General features: G+C 63.0%; 14 protein-coding genes. 3 read left to right on the top strand and 11 right to left on the bottom strand.

Annotated elements, in window-relative coordinates:
* Positions 1–4 precede the first annotated feature (4 nt).
* Complete coding sequence (locus ABVN20_RS08450) at positions 5–769, top strand: amino acid ABC transporter ATP-binding protein (RefSeq protein WP_034096008.1); 765 nt, start codon at positions 5–7, stop codon at positions 767–769.
* 181 nt (positions 770–950) lie between these two features.
* Here ABVN20_RS08450 and ABVN20_RS08445 read toward each other — a convergent pair whose 3' ends face one another.
* The 3 genes from ABVN20_RS08445 to ABVN20_RS08435 form a co-directional block, all read right to left on the bottom strand.
* Complete coding sequence (locus tag ABVN20_RS08445) at positions 951–1,433, bottom strand: type II toxin-antitoxin system MqsA family antitoxin (protein WP_368555207.1); 483 nt, start codon at positions 1,431–1,433, stop codon at positions 951–953.
* On the bottom strand, positions 1,430–1,741 hold the full coding sequence (locus ABVN20_RS08440) for a type II toxin-antitoxin system MqsR family toxin (protein WP_368555206.1): 312 nt from the start codon (positions 1,739–1,741) through the stop codon (positions 1,430–1,432). Before ABVN20_RS08440 ends, ABVN20_RS08445 begins: the two co-directional genes overlap by 4 nt.
* 181 nt (positions 1,742–1,922) lie before the next feature.
* The gene (locus ABVN20_RS08435; RefSeq protein ID WP_368555205.1) at positions 1,923–3,551 is read right to left on the bottom strand and encodes a S8 family serine peptidase; all 1,629 of its coding nucleotides are present in this window, start codon (positions 3,549–3,551) and stop codon (positions 1,923–1,925) included.
* 234 nt (positions 3,552–3,785) lie between these two features.
* Here ABVN20_RS08435 and ABVN20_RS08430 point away from each other — a divergent pair, with 234 nt between their 5' ends.
* Both ABVN20_RS08430 and ABVN20_RS08425 read left to right on the top strand, forming a co-directional pair.
* Positions 3,786–4,445 (top strand): FadR/GntR family transcriptional regulator, encoded by a 660-nt coding sequence (locus tag ABVN20_RS08430; protein ID WP_368555204.1) that lies wholly within the window; start codon positions 3,786–3,788, stop codon positions 4,443–4,445.
* On the top strand, positions 4,435–5,742 hold the full coding sequence (locus tag ABVN20_RS08425) for a CynX/NimT family MFS transporter (RefSeq protein ID WP_368555203.1): 1,308 nt from the start codon (positions 4,435–4,437) through the stop codon (positions 5,740–5,742). Before ABVN20_RS08430 ends, ABVN20_RS08425 begins: the two co-directional genes overlap by 11 nt.
* A gap of 1 nt (position 5,743) precedes the next feature.
* Here the strand turns inward: ABVN20_RS08425 and ABVN20_RS08420 are convergent, their stop codons facing one another.
* From ABVN20_RS08420 to ABVN20_RS08385, 8 genes are all read right to left on the bottom strand, one after another.
* A complete protein-coding gene (locus ABVN20_RS08420; RefSeq protein WP_368555202.1) occupies positions 5,744–6,394 on the bottom strand; it encodes a DUF1120 domain-containing protein in 651 nt (216 codons plus the stop codon).
* 71 nt (positions 6,395–6,465) lie between these two features.
* A complete protein-coding gene (locus tag ABVN20_RS08415) occupies positions 6,466–7,086 on the bottom strand; it encodes a DUF1120 domain-containing protein (RefSeq protein WP_368555201.1) in 621 nt (206 codons plus the stop codon).
* A 78-nt stretch (positions 7,087–7,164) separates the two neighbouring features.
* Complete coding sequence (locus tag ABVN20_RS08410) at positions 7,165–8,304, bottom strand: DUF1120 domain-containing protein (RefSeq protein WP_368555200.1); 1,140 nt, start codon at positions 8,302–8,304, stop codon at positions 7,165–7,167.
* Between the two features lie 10 nt (positions 8,305–8,314).
* Positions 8,315–10,780 carry a fimbria/pilus outer membrane usher protein gene (locus ABVN20_RS08405; protein ID WP_368555199.1) on the bottom strand — a complete coding sequence of 822 codons (2,466 nt, stop codon included), beginning with the start codon at positions 10,778–10,780 and terminating at the stop codon, positions 8,315–8,317.
* Positions 10,781–10,910: 130 nt separating this feature from the next.
* Complete coding sequence (locus ABVN20_RS08400; RefSeq protein ID WP_368555198.1) at positions 10,911–11,621, bottom strand: fimbria/pilus chaperone family protein; 711 nt, start codon at positions 11,619–11,621, stop codon at positions 10,911–10,913.
* Positions 11,622–11,652: 31 nt separating this feature from the next.
* The gene (locus tag ABVN20_RS08395; RefSeq protein WP_368555197.1) at positions 11,653–12,219 is read right to left on the bottom strand and encodes a DUF1120 domain-containing protein; all 567 of its coding nucleotides are present in this window, start codon (positions 12,217–12,219) and stop codon (positions 11,653–11,655) included.
* A 141-nt stretch (positions 12,220–12,360) separates the two neighbouring features.
* Positions 12,361–12,984: a DUF1120 domain-containing protein gene (locus ABVN20_RS08390; protein WP_368555196.1), complete on the bottom strand. Its 624-nt coding sequence runs from the start codon at positions 12,982–12,984 to the stop codon at positions 12,361–12,363.
* 39 nt (positions 12,985–13,023) lie between these two features.
* Positions 13,024–13,647, bottom strand: coding sequence for a DUF1120 domain-containing protein (locus ABVN20_RS08385; protein WP_368555195.1), 624 nt, complete (start codon positions 13,645–13,647; stop codon positions 13,024–13,026).
* Between the last annotated feature and the right edge of the window lie 281 nt (positions 13,648–13,928).

Here is a 13,928-nt window from a genome sequence, read left to right as displayed (position 1 = left end):
TCCGATGAGCGAAGCAATCAAACAGCCTGTGGGCCCTGAAGGCATTATTCAGATGCAGGGCGTGAACAAGTGGTACGGCCAGTTCCACGTGTTGAAAGACATCAACCTGAACGTCAAGCAGGGCGAGCGTATCGTGCTGTGCGGCCCGTCGGGTTCGGGCAAGTCCACCACCATCCGCTGCCTCAACCGCCTGGAAGAGCACCAGCAGGGCCGCATCGTGGTCGATGGCGTGGAACTGACCAACGACCTCAAGCAGATCGAAGCGATCCGCCGTGAAGTCGGCATGGTGTTCCAGCACTTCAACCTGTTCCCGCACCTGACCATCCTGCAGAACTGCACCCTGGCACCGATGTGGGTCCGCAAGATGCCCAAGCGCAAGGCCGAGGAAATCGCCATGCACTACCTGGAGCGCGTACGCATTCCGGAGCAGGCGCACAAGTTCCCGGGGCAACTGTCCGGCGGTCAGCAACAGCGTGTGGCGATTGCCCGTGCGCTGTGCATGAAACCGAAAATCATGCTGTTCGACGAACCGACCTCGGCCCTCGACCCGGAAATGGTGAAAGAAGTACTGGACACCATGATCGGCCTGGCCGAAGACGGCATGACCATGCTCTGCGTGACCCACGAAATGGGCTTCGCCCGGACCGTGGCCAACCGCGTGATCTTCATGGACAAGGGCGAAATCGTCGAACAGGCTGCGCCGAACGACTTCTTCGACAACCCGCAGAACGACCGCACCAAACTGTTCCTGAGCCAGATCCTGCATTGATTGGCCTTGGGCACTGAAATGAACCCGGACTTGTTCCGGGTTTATTTTTGCCCGAAAAACACACAACCCTCCTGTAGGAGCGAGCTTGCTCGCGATGTTCGTCAACGATTACGCTGAAAGTCTGACACCCCTCGGTGGCTGATCCTCCATCGCGAGCAAGCTCGCTCCTACACTACAGGCTTCAGGAATCCGTCAGGATTTCGTGCGCTTCGTGCGTGACACGCTTGAAACCGCGGAAGTCCGCACCTTCGGCCAGTACCTTCGCATCGCTCAGCAAATACGGGTACCGATCGAGCAGCCGCATCAGCAGTATCAACGTCCTGGGGGCGGTGAGCTCGCCGCGCTCATAGCGGGAAAATGCGTTGTGCCCGCCCCCGGAAAGCAGCTCCACCGCTTGCTTTTGCGTCAGGTTGAGTTTGCGGCGGATACGCTTCATCTCCGCGCCGATCATCTGGCGGCCGGCGATGATCAGTTCATCACCCGCATCCGCGTAACGCCCAGCGGATTCGCTATCGTAGATGACTTCCCCGCACTTCTGGCATTCCCAACCACAGAGGTTGTCGAGCCGCCGCTCCATGCCTTTCACGCTCATGGTCTCGCCGCGACCTTCGAAGCGAATCATCCCCTTGCGCGCTCCGCAGGAGTAGCATTGTTCAGTTTTCATGTGTTTTTCTCCTTGAAGGAGATCACTGGAGGCTTACCGTCGGAACGATAGGTAACCTTGATGTAGATCTCCAGACCACGTGATTGGGTGTGATAGACGTCCTGCCATACCCGATGATCGTCATAGCTGGTCATCGACTTGTACAACATGCAGCGTTGGAGTCCGAAGACGGTTTCCTGCGCCTGATCGAGTGTGAATCCGAGACCAAAGGCGCTACTGAGCGCTGACCCGGTAAACCCGTACTTTCCAAGCCGCCTGACATCCGCCTTGATCACAGCCAAGTCGTAATGGGGTGTGTTCTTTTCCATAAGAAACGTAAACCCTGTCCCTGAAAAACTACCCTCAAAGGGTAATTTTGACTAATCGAAAATACCGCTCGTTTTGCCTCCTTCTGACCCTAGGTGTTTGCCTTCCTACGCGAAGCTGATTACCCCGTCAGACGATTCCTCGACTGATGGGGCGCAACGCCCAGACCGCTGTCGGAATGGTTCAGCCAACCTGTTCCTGCCGGCGCTTGATCGCGATCTGCACGGCGCGCAAGGCATTGAGACGACCATGGCCGTAGTAGTGGCTGTGACCGTCCTGATCGTATTGGCCCAGTGGGCCATCGTCGGCGTGGCCGATTTTGTCGCAGCATTCGGCGAGAATCCGGCGCACCGATTCGCGGTCCAGCGCAGGGTTGGCGCTCAGTATCAGGGCCGCCACGCCGGCGGCCCCGGGGCAGGCACTGGAGGTGCCACTGAACGATTCGATGAAAGCCGGGTGGGCGGCATCGGCGAATTTGCCGGACAGGTCCGTGGTGCGAATGCCTCGGGTCTGCGGGATCGAAGTGGCGGGTTTGTACTTGGGGTCAGGGTGCTGCTGATCGCCACTGGGAAAGCAACACCACAACGCCTTGCCGTAGTCGCTGTAGGCACTGCGGCGACTCTGGTCGTTGCAGGCGCCCACGGCAATCACCATGGGGTGGCTGGAATAACCATCGTTGTCCAGGCTCTCGTTGCCGTTACCCGCACCAAAGAAAATCACGCAGCCTTTGCCCGAGCGCCCCTTGGTCGCAGCGTATTCGATGGCCAGGCGTGTGCTGGCGGCCAGTGGAAACACCTGGGTGTGCCTGGGGTCGGTAGGGTCGGCCCAGTGCCCTTCGAGCGGTCCCCAACTGCAGGAAATGATGTCCGCGCCTTGCTCCGCTGCCCAGTAGAACGCGTCCGCCTCGGCTCGCGCACCCAAAGGCTTGGTCAGCTTCAACGGCATGAGGCTGGCCCGGGGAGCCACGCCGCAGGCACCGGCATCACCATTGGCGCAGGCAACGCCTGCCGCTGCCGTGCCGTGGCGCTCAAGGGCATTTTTCGGTCGTGGGCCTCGCGCGGCGTTACGCCGATCGAAGTTCTGTGCGCCGATGATCTTGGTGGGGCCGGCAAACTCGGGATGGTCGATGTCAAAGGCATCGTCGATGATTGCGATCACCACGCCCTCGCCCTGGACCAGGGCGTGAGCCGCCTCGACGTTGGCGCTGGCGTCGATCTCGAACTGATAGCTGACGATGGTTTTCTTCAGGTGCCACTGGTTGTGATGGATCGCCCGGCGTTGGCCCTGGCGCAGCATTTCCGGATGGCAATACTCAACGTCGTCGCGTTCGAGCAGTTGCCGGCTCAACGAGCAGACGTGCGTGCCGCGACAGTCCCGATGATGAACGAAGAAGGCGTTCTTCGCGTAGGGCACCTGTTGTTTGATCTCAAGGTTCAGCGCATCGAGGATCTTCAGGCATTGCACCGACGTGAGCGGGTCGATGAACTTCAGGAACAGGTTCTCGGTGTAGAGAATCGGGTCCCCGGTGTGAGGCTCCACCAGTACGCTGCCGGCGAAACGTACGTCCGGCAACGCTCGCAACATGGCTTTGCAGTGTGTGGCGTCGGCATGCTCCGGTAACTTGAAGACCTGCACATCGGCGTCCTCCACGTTCAGCAGCAGCTCGCTGTCAGTCAATGCCTGGCGTGCGGCTTCGCAGCAGAGTGTGGTGGCCAGAGGGCTGCCGGTTACTCCGCGTATGGCGAGCAATTGCCGATCTTTTTTCAAAGCGACCAGGCGGCTGTGTTTTTTACCGAAATTGACTTCTTCCATGGGCGGATCCCGTTGACGGTCAGGGCCGGGGCGAAAGCGCCCGCGTTCAATGTCCGAAAGTCTGCCGCCTCGTTACCTTGGGAGATGTAGGACTGAGCGCTTGGGAGGGGTGAGAAACGACTCGTGATGGCGACGAAATTTGCCGCGCTTTGCAGGCTGGTGGTTGCTGTTTCGTTTGAAGCTGACTAGCATGTCAACAAATTCATCCTATGATTGGATGAAAGGACGAGGTTCATGTCAGAAATTTCCCCACTCATCAAACGGTCCCTGGTCGATCAAGCCCTGGACCAACTGCGGCTGCGCATCACCCAAGGCATATGGGCCGTGGGTCAGCGTCTGCCCACCGAGCCCGAGCTGTCCGCCGAGCTGGGTATCAGCCGCAACACCGTGCGCGAAGCCATGCGTGTTTTGGCGTTTTCCGGGTTGATCGAGATTCGCCAGGGTGACGGCAGTTACCTGCGCGCAGTGGTCGATCCGCTGGACACGGTAAAGGCGTTGTCGCGCTGCTCCCAGGAGCAGGCGCGGGAGACCCGGCACATTCTCGAGGTGGAGGCGATCGGCCTGGCCGCCCTGCGCCGCACCGACGAAGACCTGGTGGCGCTGCGTGAAGCACTGGGCGTCAGCGGCAGCCATTACCACGGCGACCTCGATACCTACATCGCCTGCGACCTGGTGTTCCACCGCCGTCTGGTGGACGCCGCGCACAACCCCACGCTCAGCGAGTTGTATCGCTATTTCTCCAGTGTCGTCGGCGCGCAATTGCGCCACTGCCTGAACATTACCCCGCGCCGTCAGGAAGTGTTCGACCTGCACATCGAGCTGCTCGATGCCGTCGAACAACGTGACCCGGAGCGGGCCAAAGCGCTGTCGAGGCAGTTGATCAATGAACCCTGAAACTGAGAACACGATGTCCTGCCGCAATACCCCGAACACCGAAACCAGACGCACAGCGGAACTCGACGAGCTGCTGATCGACGCCGAGGCCGATGATGAGCAGGTCCAGCAAAGCCATCCGCTGCTGCGTCGTCCGTGGTTACTGTTGCTTGGCCTGATTCTGGTGGCGTTGAACCTGCGTCCGGCGCTGTCGAGCATGGCGCCGATGCTCAGCGACGTGTCGAAGTCCCTGGGCCTGTCGGCCGCGCAGGCCGGGTTGCTGACCACGTTGCCAGTGCTCTGCCTGGGCCTGTTCGCACCGCTGGCGCCGGTGCTGGCGCGACGCTTCGGCGCCGAGCGGGTGGTGCTGGGTATTTTGCTGACGCTGGCGGGCGGGATCGTCCTGCGCAGTTCGTTCGGTGCCATCGGCCTGTTCAGTGGCAGCGTGCTGGCCGGTGCCAGCATCGGCATCATCGGCGTGCTGTTGCCGGGCATCGTCAAGCGTGATTTCCCGAAACAGGCCGGCACCATGACCGGTGTCTACACCATGGCCCTGTGCCTGGGGGCGGCGATGGCGGCGGGCGCGACCGTGCCGTTGAGCGAACACTTCGATAAAAGCTGGGCCCTGGGCCTGGGCTTCTGGGTGATTCCGGCGCTGGTCGCCGGGGTGTTCTGGCTGCCGCAAGTCGGCCAGAAACACGGGGCGCACAATGTCGCTTACCGGGTGCGCGGTTTGCTGCGCGATCGCCTGGCCTGGCAGGTGACGGCCTACATGGGCCTGCAATCGTCCCTGGCCTACATCGTGTTCGGCTGGTTGCCGTCGATCCTGATCGGTCGCGGCCTGACGCCGACCCAGGCTGGCCTGGTGCTGTCGGGTTCGGTGATCATCCAATTGATCAGTTCCCTGAGCGCCCCCTGGCTGGCCACTCGCGGCAAGGATCAACGCCCGGCCATCGTGATCGTCATGCTGATGACCCTTGGCGGCCTCATGGGTTGCCTGTATGCGCCGATCGAAGGCCTGTGGGGTTGGGCGATTCTGCTCGGCCTGGGGCAGGGCGCTACCTTCAGCCTGGCGCTGACCCTGATCGTGCTGCGCTCGCGTGACTCCCATGTGGCGGCGAACCTGTCGAGCATGGCCCAGGGTTTCGGTTACACCCTGGCGTCCCTGGGGCCGTTCGCGGTCGGTATCGTGCATGACTGGACCGGCGGCTGGAACGCCGTGGGCTGGATTTTCGGCGTGATCGGCCTTGGCGCCATCGTCGCCGGGCTGGGCGCCGGGCGTTCGTTGTACGTCCAGGTGGTCAGCGAAAAAGTCTGATTCACAGGTACAGCACATCCAGTGTCGCCGAGCCGTCGAGCTGGATCTCGGCGCTCACGTCCAGTTCGGAGGTGGGCGAGATGACGGTCTCGATCGTCACCCGGCTGCTCAGGTTCTGGATGGCGATGGGGCCTGCGCTGCTGCCGGAAACATCGGTGAAGCCCAGGTAGCTGCGGGCGCCAATCGGAATCGGCCGGCTGTTCGAGGTGCTCCAGGCCTGGCCGCCGGTGGTGGAGTCGGTGCGAAACACCTGCGCCAGGTCATCCGCCACGGTTTGCGTGGGGTCGAAGTTCAGCGAATACAGGCCGATCTTGTTGCCGCTGTTGTCGTGGTTCAGCCCGTAATAGATCTCGCTGTTGACGATGGCCGAGCCGTCGCGGTTGTCGCGCATGATCAAGGCGAAACGTGCGGGGCCGTTGCACTGCAGGGTGAAGTCCAGGTACTTGTCGCGCAGTTGCGTACGTTTATCGGCACTCAGGTCCTTGTAGGAGATTTTTCCGTAATCGACCAAACCGTTGTTGGACAGCCCCGGGGTGCAGGCAATCGGGGTGATCTGGCCTCTGACGGTCAGGTCGACGGTCGAGGCGGCGAGTGCGCCGGGGATGTTGATCAGTACTAACGTGGCCCAGAGGGCGGCGAGGTGCTGTGTCATGTCCGAATCTTCCTTTTCGTTATCCGGGTGTGCAGCCCAGGGCCTGGCGCCCTGGGTTGCGTCAGTTGGCGTCAGAGGTATTTCATTTCCAGCGTCGCCGAACCGTCGAGGTTGACTTCATGGGTCAGGTCCAGGTCGTTCGCCGGGGAGATGGACGCGCTGATCAGCAGTTCCATTTCCATGTCTTTCACCGGGATCGGTGTAGTGAGGTCAGCCCTGTCTGCGACGGAGACGTAGTAACCCGGGTTCCAGAACAGATGGCCAACCCAGCCGGTCTGGCCATCCGCGGATTTGATCGCCTGGACCCCGACGCCGTCTGCGACCGCGCTGGCCATGGCCAACACGAACCGCCCCAGGTTCTGGTCTCCGTTGATCTTGCCGAGGCCGAACGAGGTTGCCTGGTTGCTTGAGCCCAGTCGGTTGTCGTGGCCCTGCAGCGCGAAGCGGGTGGCCGCCTCACAGTTGACGTTGAGGAAAATCGTGCGTGGCTCAAGGTTGGTGCTGGTGGTCGGATTCAGGTCCCTGGCGGAAATCTTGCCGTAGTCGATGTTGCCGTTTTCGGTCAGGCTCGGGGTACACGCGCTCGGCGTGATACTGCCGGTCACCGTCAGGTCGGTGCTCGATGCTGCCACGGCATGAGGTGTCATGCCGATGAGCGCGAGGGTGGAAAGGGCTGCAAGGTACTTTTTCATTTTCAGTGCTCACTTTCAGGTTGGTTGTCCTGCCGGCCAGGGCGATGAGGCCAGGACTTGGCAGGCTCGTTTCAGGTGCTACAGGTAAATGATCTCGATCGTCCCCGCGCCATCCAGGTCGATGGCGTTGCTCAGGTCCAGGTCGTTGGTGGGGGCGATCACGGCGTCGACGGTCACGCGGGTGCTGAGGTTCTGGATCATTGCCGGCCCTGTGTGGCGGCCGCCGCTGTCGGTGAAACTCAGGTAGGTGTTTTTGGCCAGGGCGATCGGGTTGGCGCTGGCGCTGCTCCAGCCCGCGCCACCGGTGCTGGAGTCGGTTCGGTAGAGGCGTGCGAAGCTGTCCGCGCGGGTGTGGGCAGGGTCGATGTTGACCGAATAAAAGCCGATGCCGTTGTTGCGCCCGTCGGTACCCAGGCCGTAATGGCTTTCACCGTCGACCGTTGCCGAGCCGGCACGGTTGTCGTGCATGATCAGGGCGAACGCCGTGGGTGCGTCGCAGCCCACTCGCAGCAGCAAGGGGCGCGACGGCAGGTGGGTGATTTTGTTCGCGTTCAGGTCGTTGATCGTCAGGTTGCCGAAATCGACCACGCCGCCATTGGACAACGCCGGTTCGCACGCCGCCGGAGCGAAGCGTGCACGCAGGGTGGCTTCGCGGTGACGCCCGGCACCGACGGCGTCGAATACCCCGCTGGCTTCCCAGCTCACCGCGTCCCGCACCTGGCCTTGCTCCTGCACCCAGGCCGTGAGCTCCAGTTGCGCCGAGAACGTGTTGCCCTGGGCCGGCACGCCGGAGCGCAGGGGGACCACGCCATGTTCTGGTCGCCAGATCAGTTGCGACTCGATCTGCGACGGCGCCTGACCCACACCGGCAATCAACCCAAGGTCGACTGACTGGCCGTCCAGCACCGCGTCACCAATCCGTATCTGATAGGTGCCACGGTCGGCGAAATGAAAGCGCTGGGTGGTCGCCGCCATGGCCCGATAGAACAGGCTCATGTCGGTGGCGGTTGCGCAGCTCATGGTCAGGCTCAATCGGCGCTCGCCCAGGTTGCGTTCGGTGGCGGCGCCAGGGCGGATCGCCCGGTTCATCAAGCCGAAATCGAGTTCGGGCTGGCTCAGGTTGAGCTGGCAATCATCGCCTGCGGCCTGGGCCGATGAGGTGAATGCGCCGAGTGACAGCAAGGCGCCAGTGGCCAACCAGTAACGGGACAGTTTCATCAGGTGATCCTCAAAGAGCGCGGCACTTGGCAGGGGCGGTTTCGTAGTACGCGTCGGTGTCGGGGTCCTGCGGCAGCTCGAATTGCAGCTCGCATCGCTCAAGCCCCGGTGCCTGGATAAACAGTGCGCGGGTGTCGAGGACGTTGGGCAGGAACACCAGCCCGCCTTCCTGGACCAGCGTGACGAACTCGCCATCCTGGTTGTTCACCGAGGCGCCGCGGGGCAGCGGGGCGCCGTTGGCGGTGGTGGCCTTGAGCAGGGCGCGGCGCGTCAGGTTGACGCCGAACTCGACCTTGTCGACCGCCCCGCGTCCGGCGGAAACCACCGCCAGGCCGTTGCTGATGTCGGCGTTGCGCGGCAGGGTCTTGGTGTCGACTTCCACCGGGCTTTTGCCGTAGGCCGAAAGCTGTGGCACGACGGCCTGGCCTTGCCAGTCGGTCCAGACCGGCCCGCTGGGGGTCGACACCTTGATCGCGCCCATCTCGCCGACGGAGAGCAGGGCAAAGGTGTCGCTGATCGGATACGGCGACAGCGTCAGGCCGCCACCGTGCAGTACGGCGCCGCCGCGGGCGCTGGCCTGATAGCTCGAGCGGTCGGCATCGGCGCGGGTGTAGTTCAGGTCCAGTTGGGTGTAGCGCGGCAGCAGCGATACCCCGGCGGTGGACTGCACCTGTTTGTCGCGGGTGTCGTGCTCGACCCCGACGCGGTACGCCAGTTGATCGTTGACCTGCTCGCTCAGCCCCACGCCGCTGCGGTACTCACCCCCGGTGCTGCGCACCCAGGTGCGTCCCCGGCGCGTTTCGCCCAGCGGGATGCTGAGGTTCAGGTAGACGCTGTCATCGTTGCGATCGCTGCCACTGACTTGCCATTCGGCTGTCGCGGAGACCGACACCCCGGCGATGGTCGTGCCCCACGACGCGAGGGCGCGGCTGCTGCTGTGGCCATCGAACGAGCTGGATCGGCTGGCACCACCGCTGAAGGCGCCGAGCCACGGGTGGGCCCAGGACAGGGACGCGCTCTGCTGGTCGCGGTAGCGCGATTTGCGGTCATCGCCGGTGCTGTCGAACGCCGCCTCTTCCAGCTCCCGAAAGCCCAGGGTCCGATAGGAGCTGCCGGCATTCATCGCCCAACTGTCGCTCAGGCGATGCGATAGGTTCAGGTCGGCTTGAAGGCCCTGGCTGGCGTCATGCCCGGTGGCTTGCGCGCCGGTCAGGGTGGCTTGCACCTGAGTGTCAGGGGTGGGCAGCAGGCCGAGGCTGCCACCGGCGGCGCGATAGTCGGAAGCACCGGTCACACCGCCGCTGATCAGCACTTGCGGATGCAGCGCGCCACTCCAGCCGCCACTGATCACCCAGGGTTCGTCGGCCTCTTCGTTGCCGATGTTGCGCACGCGGCCGGCGGCCAGGGAGAACCCCGGCGCAGGCAAACCGACACCGAGCATGGCGGCCGGGATGGTGAAGCTGCGCTCGCTGCCGTCCGCTTCCTTCACCGTGACTTCCACGTCGGAACGGGTGTTGAGCCGGCGGACGTTGTTCAGGGCAAACGGGCCGGCCGGAACCACGGTGGAATAGATCAGCGAGCCGTTCTGCCGGACTTCGACCTGCGCCTGGCTGTTGGCGATGCCTTCGATGACTGCGCCTTGTCCTTCAACTTGCAGGGCCTGTTCGTTGAGCACTTGCACGCCGGTGATCTGGGCACCGGCCAGCACCGGGTTGTAGAGGTTGATCTGGCCCGCCTGCAATACCGCCTCGTGCTGGGCGAAGGTGCGTTGGGCGTAGGCGGCGATGTGCGTGGTGCGGGACACATCGTCCTGCCAGGTCTGCACCTGGCGGCTGCGCACGATCCAGTCGCCGGCATTGAACCCCAGCTCGGTATTGGCCGAGGTATAGCGGCTCGAATCATCGCCAAAGCGGCTGTGCTGACCGGTCACGTCGTAGTTGATCAGCGCGGCGAAGCCACCGGTCTGATAGCCCGATACATCCCGCACGGTCGGGCGGATGGCGTCGGTGGGGACGATCAGGGCCAGGGCCAGGTTGGCCGGGTCCTGCTCGATGGCCGTTTGTGGCCAGGCACCCTGGAAATCGTGGCAGCGGCCATCGCCCAGGGTGGGCTCGGGCACGACGAGGTTAGCCCTGTCGAGCAAGCTGCGATCGAAGCACAGCGCGCCCCGGCGATCGAACGCGATGTCGACGCGCCCCTGGCGCTGGCCATTGACGGTCAGCGTCACCGAGTGCCGGCCGGCGGTGAAGCGTGGCGCTTGCATCAGCAGGGTCGCCAGGGCCGGATCAATGCCGCGCTGGCGCAGCGTATTGGTGTCGAACTGCGCGAGCAGCAACTCATCTCCGTGGGCGTCGAGCACCGTCAGCGCGTTGACCAGCAGCAAGACCGCCAGGGTCCGCCAGCCTTTGCGGCGGGTGCGCGGGCGCCGAATGTCGGGCACGGCTTCGCCGTCACGGTAAATAGATACTGTGTTCATGAGGTTCACTTGGGTTATGCCGGCCTGACCGGTTTGTCGGGGTCAGGCACGCGAGAGGCGACGGCTGAGGCTCGTCACCCGGAAACTTCAGCGCTTGGCGTTCCTTCGTCGCGCAGTCGTGATGTGTGGATCAGGAACCGATCGGCGCCTCGAAATGCGGCACGGCAAAGCCGTACACCGTGGCCGGCTGCAACCGCACCCGCGTGCTGGCGGCACCATCGGTCGCCACGCTCAGGGTTTCCCCCGGCAGCACATAGGTGCGCGGCAACAACGCCGAACCGTTACCGGGCAGCAACGTCAGTTCCTGGGCCAGGCGCACGACGTAGGGCGTCGGGTTGTGCACGCTGAGCCGGTCGTTTTTCAGGCTCCAGGCCAGGCCGGTCCAGGGCGTGCGGTTGGGCGCCAGGCCTTTGGGATGGAGGATCACCGGCAGGTTCTGCCGCACCGTCACACCGACCCGCGCATGCCCGGCCTGTGCCGGCGGGCGGTCCTGGGGCATGCCTTCGAAAATCACCCGCTTGAGCCGCTGGGTGGTCAGGGGCGCAGACGATTGCAGGATGAAACGCACCAACTGGCTCTTGGACGGCTCGACCCGGGCCAGCGGCGGGGTGACGAACAATAGCGGATCCTTGTCCTCTGGGATGTCTTCGAGGGTGACGTGCAGCAAGGCCAGCGTCGAGTCGGTATTGGTCACCGACACCGCGGCTTCGCCGTCGGCTTCGTTGACGATGACCACCGAGGTGTCTGGCACCATGCCGTCGGCATGCACCTGGCCGCCGAGAAGCAAGACCAGGGTGCCCAGGTACAGACTCAGGCATCGAGTGCCGTTGAAAAGGTTCATGGTTAAGCCCTGTATGAAAGAACGAACATGACTAGAGGTATCTCAGGTCGAGCACGATTGCGCCGTCCAGCGGCACTTCCTGGTTCAGGGTCAGGAAGCTTGCGGCATTGATCGAGGTGTTGATGTGCAGCGTGGCGGTCACCAGGCGATGGGGTTCCGGCACCAGCGTGCCGGGCCTGGCGAAACCCATGTAGTTGTCGGGGTAGACATTGGTTTCCGGGAACCAGGTGAGGCCCTGGTTGCTGGACGCCAACACCAGCGCCGGACCGCCATCGGCGACCGCGCTGCGCAACGCCAGGCCCACCGCCCCCAGACGTTCGTCGGGGGCATGGGCGTTCCATCCCAGACCGTAATAAAACCCTGGCCCCAGTGAGGAGTCGGCGCGGTTGTCCCGGCCCACGAGCACGAACAGCAGGGCTTCGTTACAGCTCACGTGCAGTTCCAGTTGCCGGCTGGGCAAGGGGCTCAACTCGTACTGATTGAGGCTGCGCGCCGGCACCATGCCGTGGTCGACGATGCCGTCATCCGACAGCAGAACGTCGCAGGCGTTGGGGGTGATGCTGCCCACCACGTTCAGTTCGACATCGGAAGCGGCCATCGCCTCTTGCCTGATGCTCAGCAGGCAAAGAACGGCGAGCAGGTGTGAAGTCGCATGTTTCATAACGGTCTGAAATCCTTGTCAGCTCGGTGCAGGTGAGGGCGGCAGGGACGTCCGTGCCGCTCTCGGTCCATCGTTGAATTACAGGTAACGCACGGTCATGGTTACGGAACCGTCGATGGCTACTTCGTTGGTCAGAGTCAGTTGGTTGGTCGGAGCGATGCGCGGGGCAATCTGGAGATCGGAAGTCCATCTCTGGAAAGGAACAGGCGTCACCGCGCTGGCATCGGCGACCGACATAATATTGCTGCGCATGAGATAACGTTCTGCATACCAAGTGGCGCCACCATCCTCGGAAGCAACGGTTCGGACGCCGATGTCGTCGGCAACGGGTGAGAGCAATCTGAGCGTCATGGCGCCAAGCTTTTCGTCGCCATTGATCAGCCCCAGGCCGTACTCCATAGAGTCGTTGTTGAAATCAGTGCCGTCACGATTGTCCTTGGCTTCAATGGCGGCGAGCGTCGCGGCGTCGCAAGTGAGGATGAACTGCAGGGTTTTTGTATCGAGCGCAGTAGGTCGGTCAGCATTCAGGTCCTTGGCCGACAGCTTGCCGTAATCCACCAATCCGCCTTGGGACAGGGTCGGTTCGCAGGCACTGGGGGTGATGATCCCGGTGACGGTCAGGTCGACGCTGGAGGCGGCGAAGGCGCTGGCACTGCCGACGAGCAACATGGCGCCGAGCAGGGTGTTGAGGGTCTTGTTCATGATGAGGCTCCTGAGTCGAAACGAGTGAAAGGTTCGGATTTAGCGGTAGGTGATTTGCATCGTGACGTGCCCGTCGATCGGCACTTCGTCGAGCACGGTCAGGTCCTTGGCCGGGACGATGATGGTCGAGGCCCGCAGGCGCGCATTCAGGCGCTGCACGGCAATGGGCGTGCGCGGATCGCTCGGGTTGGCGAATGCGGTCAGCGCGGCGTGGCCCAGATAGGAAGAAGGCCCCCAGCTGACGCCGTTGTTGCGCGACATGATGGTGATCACCGGGGTGTCGTCGGCCTGGGGTTCGAATATCCCGAAGCCCACGCTGCCCAGGTTCTGGTCATCGTTGACGGTGCCCAGGCCGTGGTAGGCGGCAATCACGGCCGAGGTGCCGGCGCGGTTGTCCAGGGTGGTCAGGGTGAACAACGTCGGGCCCTCACAATCGACCTGAAGGGTCAGCTCGCCGGGCGGCAGACGCGTCGGCAATTGAGCGTCGAGGTTTTTCGAGGTCAGTTTGCCGTGATCGACGATGCCGCCATCCGACAGCGACGGCGTGCAGGAGCTGGGCGTGATGGTGCCCGTGATGCTCAGGTCCGTGCTGCTGGCGGCCAGCGCGGGTGGTGTAAAAGCCAGCAGCAGGCTGGCCGAAAGTGCAAAAGAGTATCTGTCCATGATGGGTCGTCCTTTGATGGAGTGGGTCATGCCGGAATCGACGCGGCCGGTTGCAGGCGGCGTTACACAGACTCGTTTTGCAATGGGGCAAGCAGCCCGGAATAACGATGGTTCATGAATGGCCTTTTCCTCGAATGATTGGCGATTGCCCACGGTGGGGCTCGGCGCAATTTATCGACCGGGACAACGGGGTGAAATGCAACTAATACGAAAATGGTTGAGTCGATGTGGGAAAGTTTGTGATGGACTACAGTTTGTATTGCTTGAAGGGAAGTTCTGTA

The sequence above is a fragment of the Pseudomonas sp. MYb118 genome (assembly GCF_040947875.1).
Classification (GTDB): Bacteria; Pseudomonadota; Gammaproteobacteria; order Pseudomonadales; family Pseudomonadaceae; genus Aquipseudomonas.
Note: the sequence above shows the minus strand (reverse complement) of the source record. Positions and strands in the feature narration are given on the sequence as shown.

What these genes read in the sequence shown, in the direction of transcription:
- ABVN20_RS08450 (WP_034096008.1), top strand. Translation starts at nt 5, where the DNA reads ATGAGCGAAGCAATCAAACAGCCTGTGGGCCCTGAAGGCATTATTCAG.
- ABVN20_RS08445 (WP_368555207.1), bottom strand. Translation starts at nt 1,433, where the DNA reads ATGAAAACTGAACAATGCTACTCCTGCGGAGCGCGCAAGGGGATGATT.
- ABVN20_RS08440 (WP_368555206.1), bottom strand. Translation starts at nt 1,741, where the DNA reads ATGGAAAAGAACACACCCCATTACGACTTGGCTGTGATCAAGGCGGAT.
- ABVN20_RS08435 (WP_368555205.1), bottom strand. Translation starts at nt 3,551, where the DNA reads ATGGAAGAAGTCAATTTCGGTAAAAAACACAGCCGCCTGGTCGCTTTG.
- ABVN20_RS08430 (WP_368555204.1), top strand. Translation starts at nt 3,786, where the DNA reads ATGTCAGAAATTTCCCCACTCATCAAACGGTCCCTGGTCGATCAAGCC.
- ABVN20_RS08425 (WP_368555203.1), top strand. Translation starts at nt 4,435, where the DNA reads ATGAACCCTGAAACTGAGAACACGATGTCCTGCCGCAATACCCCGAAC.
- ABVN20_RS08420 (WP_368555202.1), bottom strand. Translation starts at nt 6,394, where the DNA reads ATGACACAGCACCTCGCCGCCCTCTGGGCCACGTTAGTACTGATCAAC.
- ABVN20_RS08415 (WP_368555201.1), bottom strand. Translation starts at nt 7,086, where the DNA reads ATGAAAAAGTACCTTGCAGCCCTTTCCACCCTCGCGCTCATCGGCATG.
- ABVN20_RS08410 (WP_368555200.1), bottom strand. Translation starts at nt 8,304, where the DNA reads ATGAAACTGTCCCGTTACTGGTTGGCCACTGGCGCCTTGCTGTCACTC.
- ABVN20_RS08405 (WP_368555199.1), bottom strand. Translation starts at nt 10,780, where the DNA reads ATGAACACAGTATCTATTTACCGTGACGGCGAAGCCGTGCCCGACATT.
- ABVN20_RS08400 (WP_368555198.1), bottom strand. Translation starts at nt 11,621, where the DNA reads ATGAACCTTTTCAACGGCACTCGATGCCTGAGTCTGTACCTGGGCACC.
- ABVN20_RS08395 (WP_368555197.1), bottom strand. Translation starts at nt 12,219, where the DNA reads ATGGCCGCTTCCGATGTCGAACTGAACGTGGTGGGCAGCATCACCCCC.
- ABVN20_RS08390 (WP_368555196.1), bottom strand. Translation starts at nt 12,984, where the DNA reads ATGAACAAGACCCTCAACACCCTGCTCGGCGCCATGTTGCTCGTCGGC.
- ABVN20_RS08385 (WP_368555195.1), bottom strand. Translation starts at nt 13,647, where the DNA reads ATGGACAGATACTCTTTTGCACTTTCGGCCAGCCTGCTGCTGGCTTTT.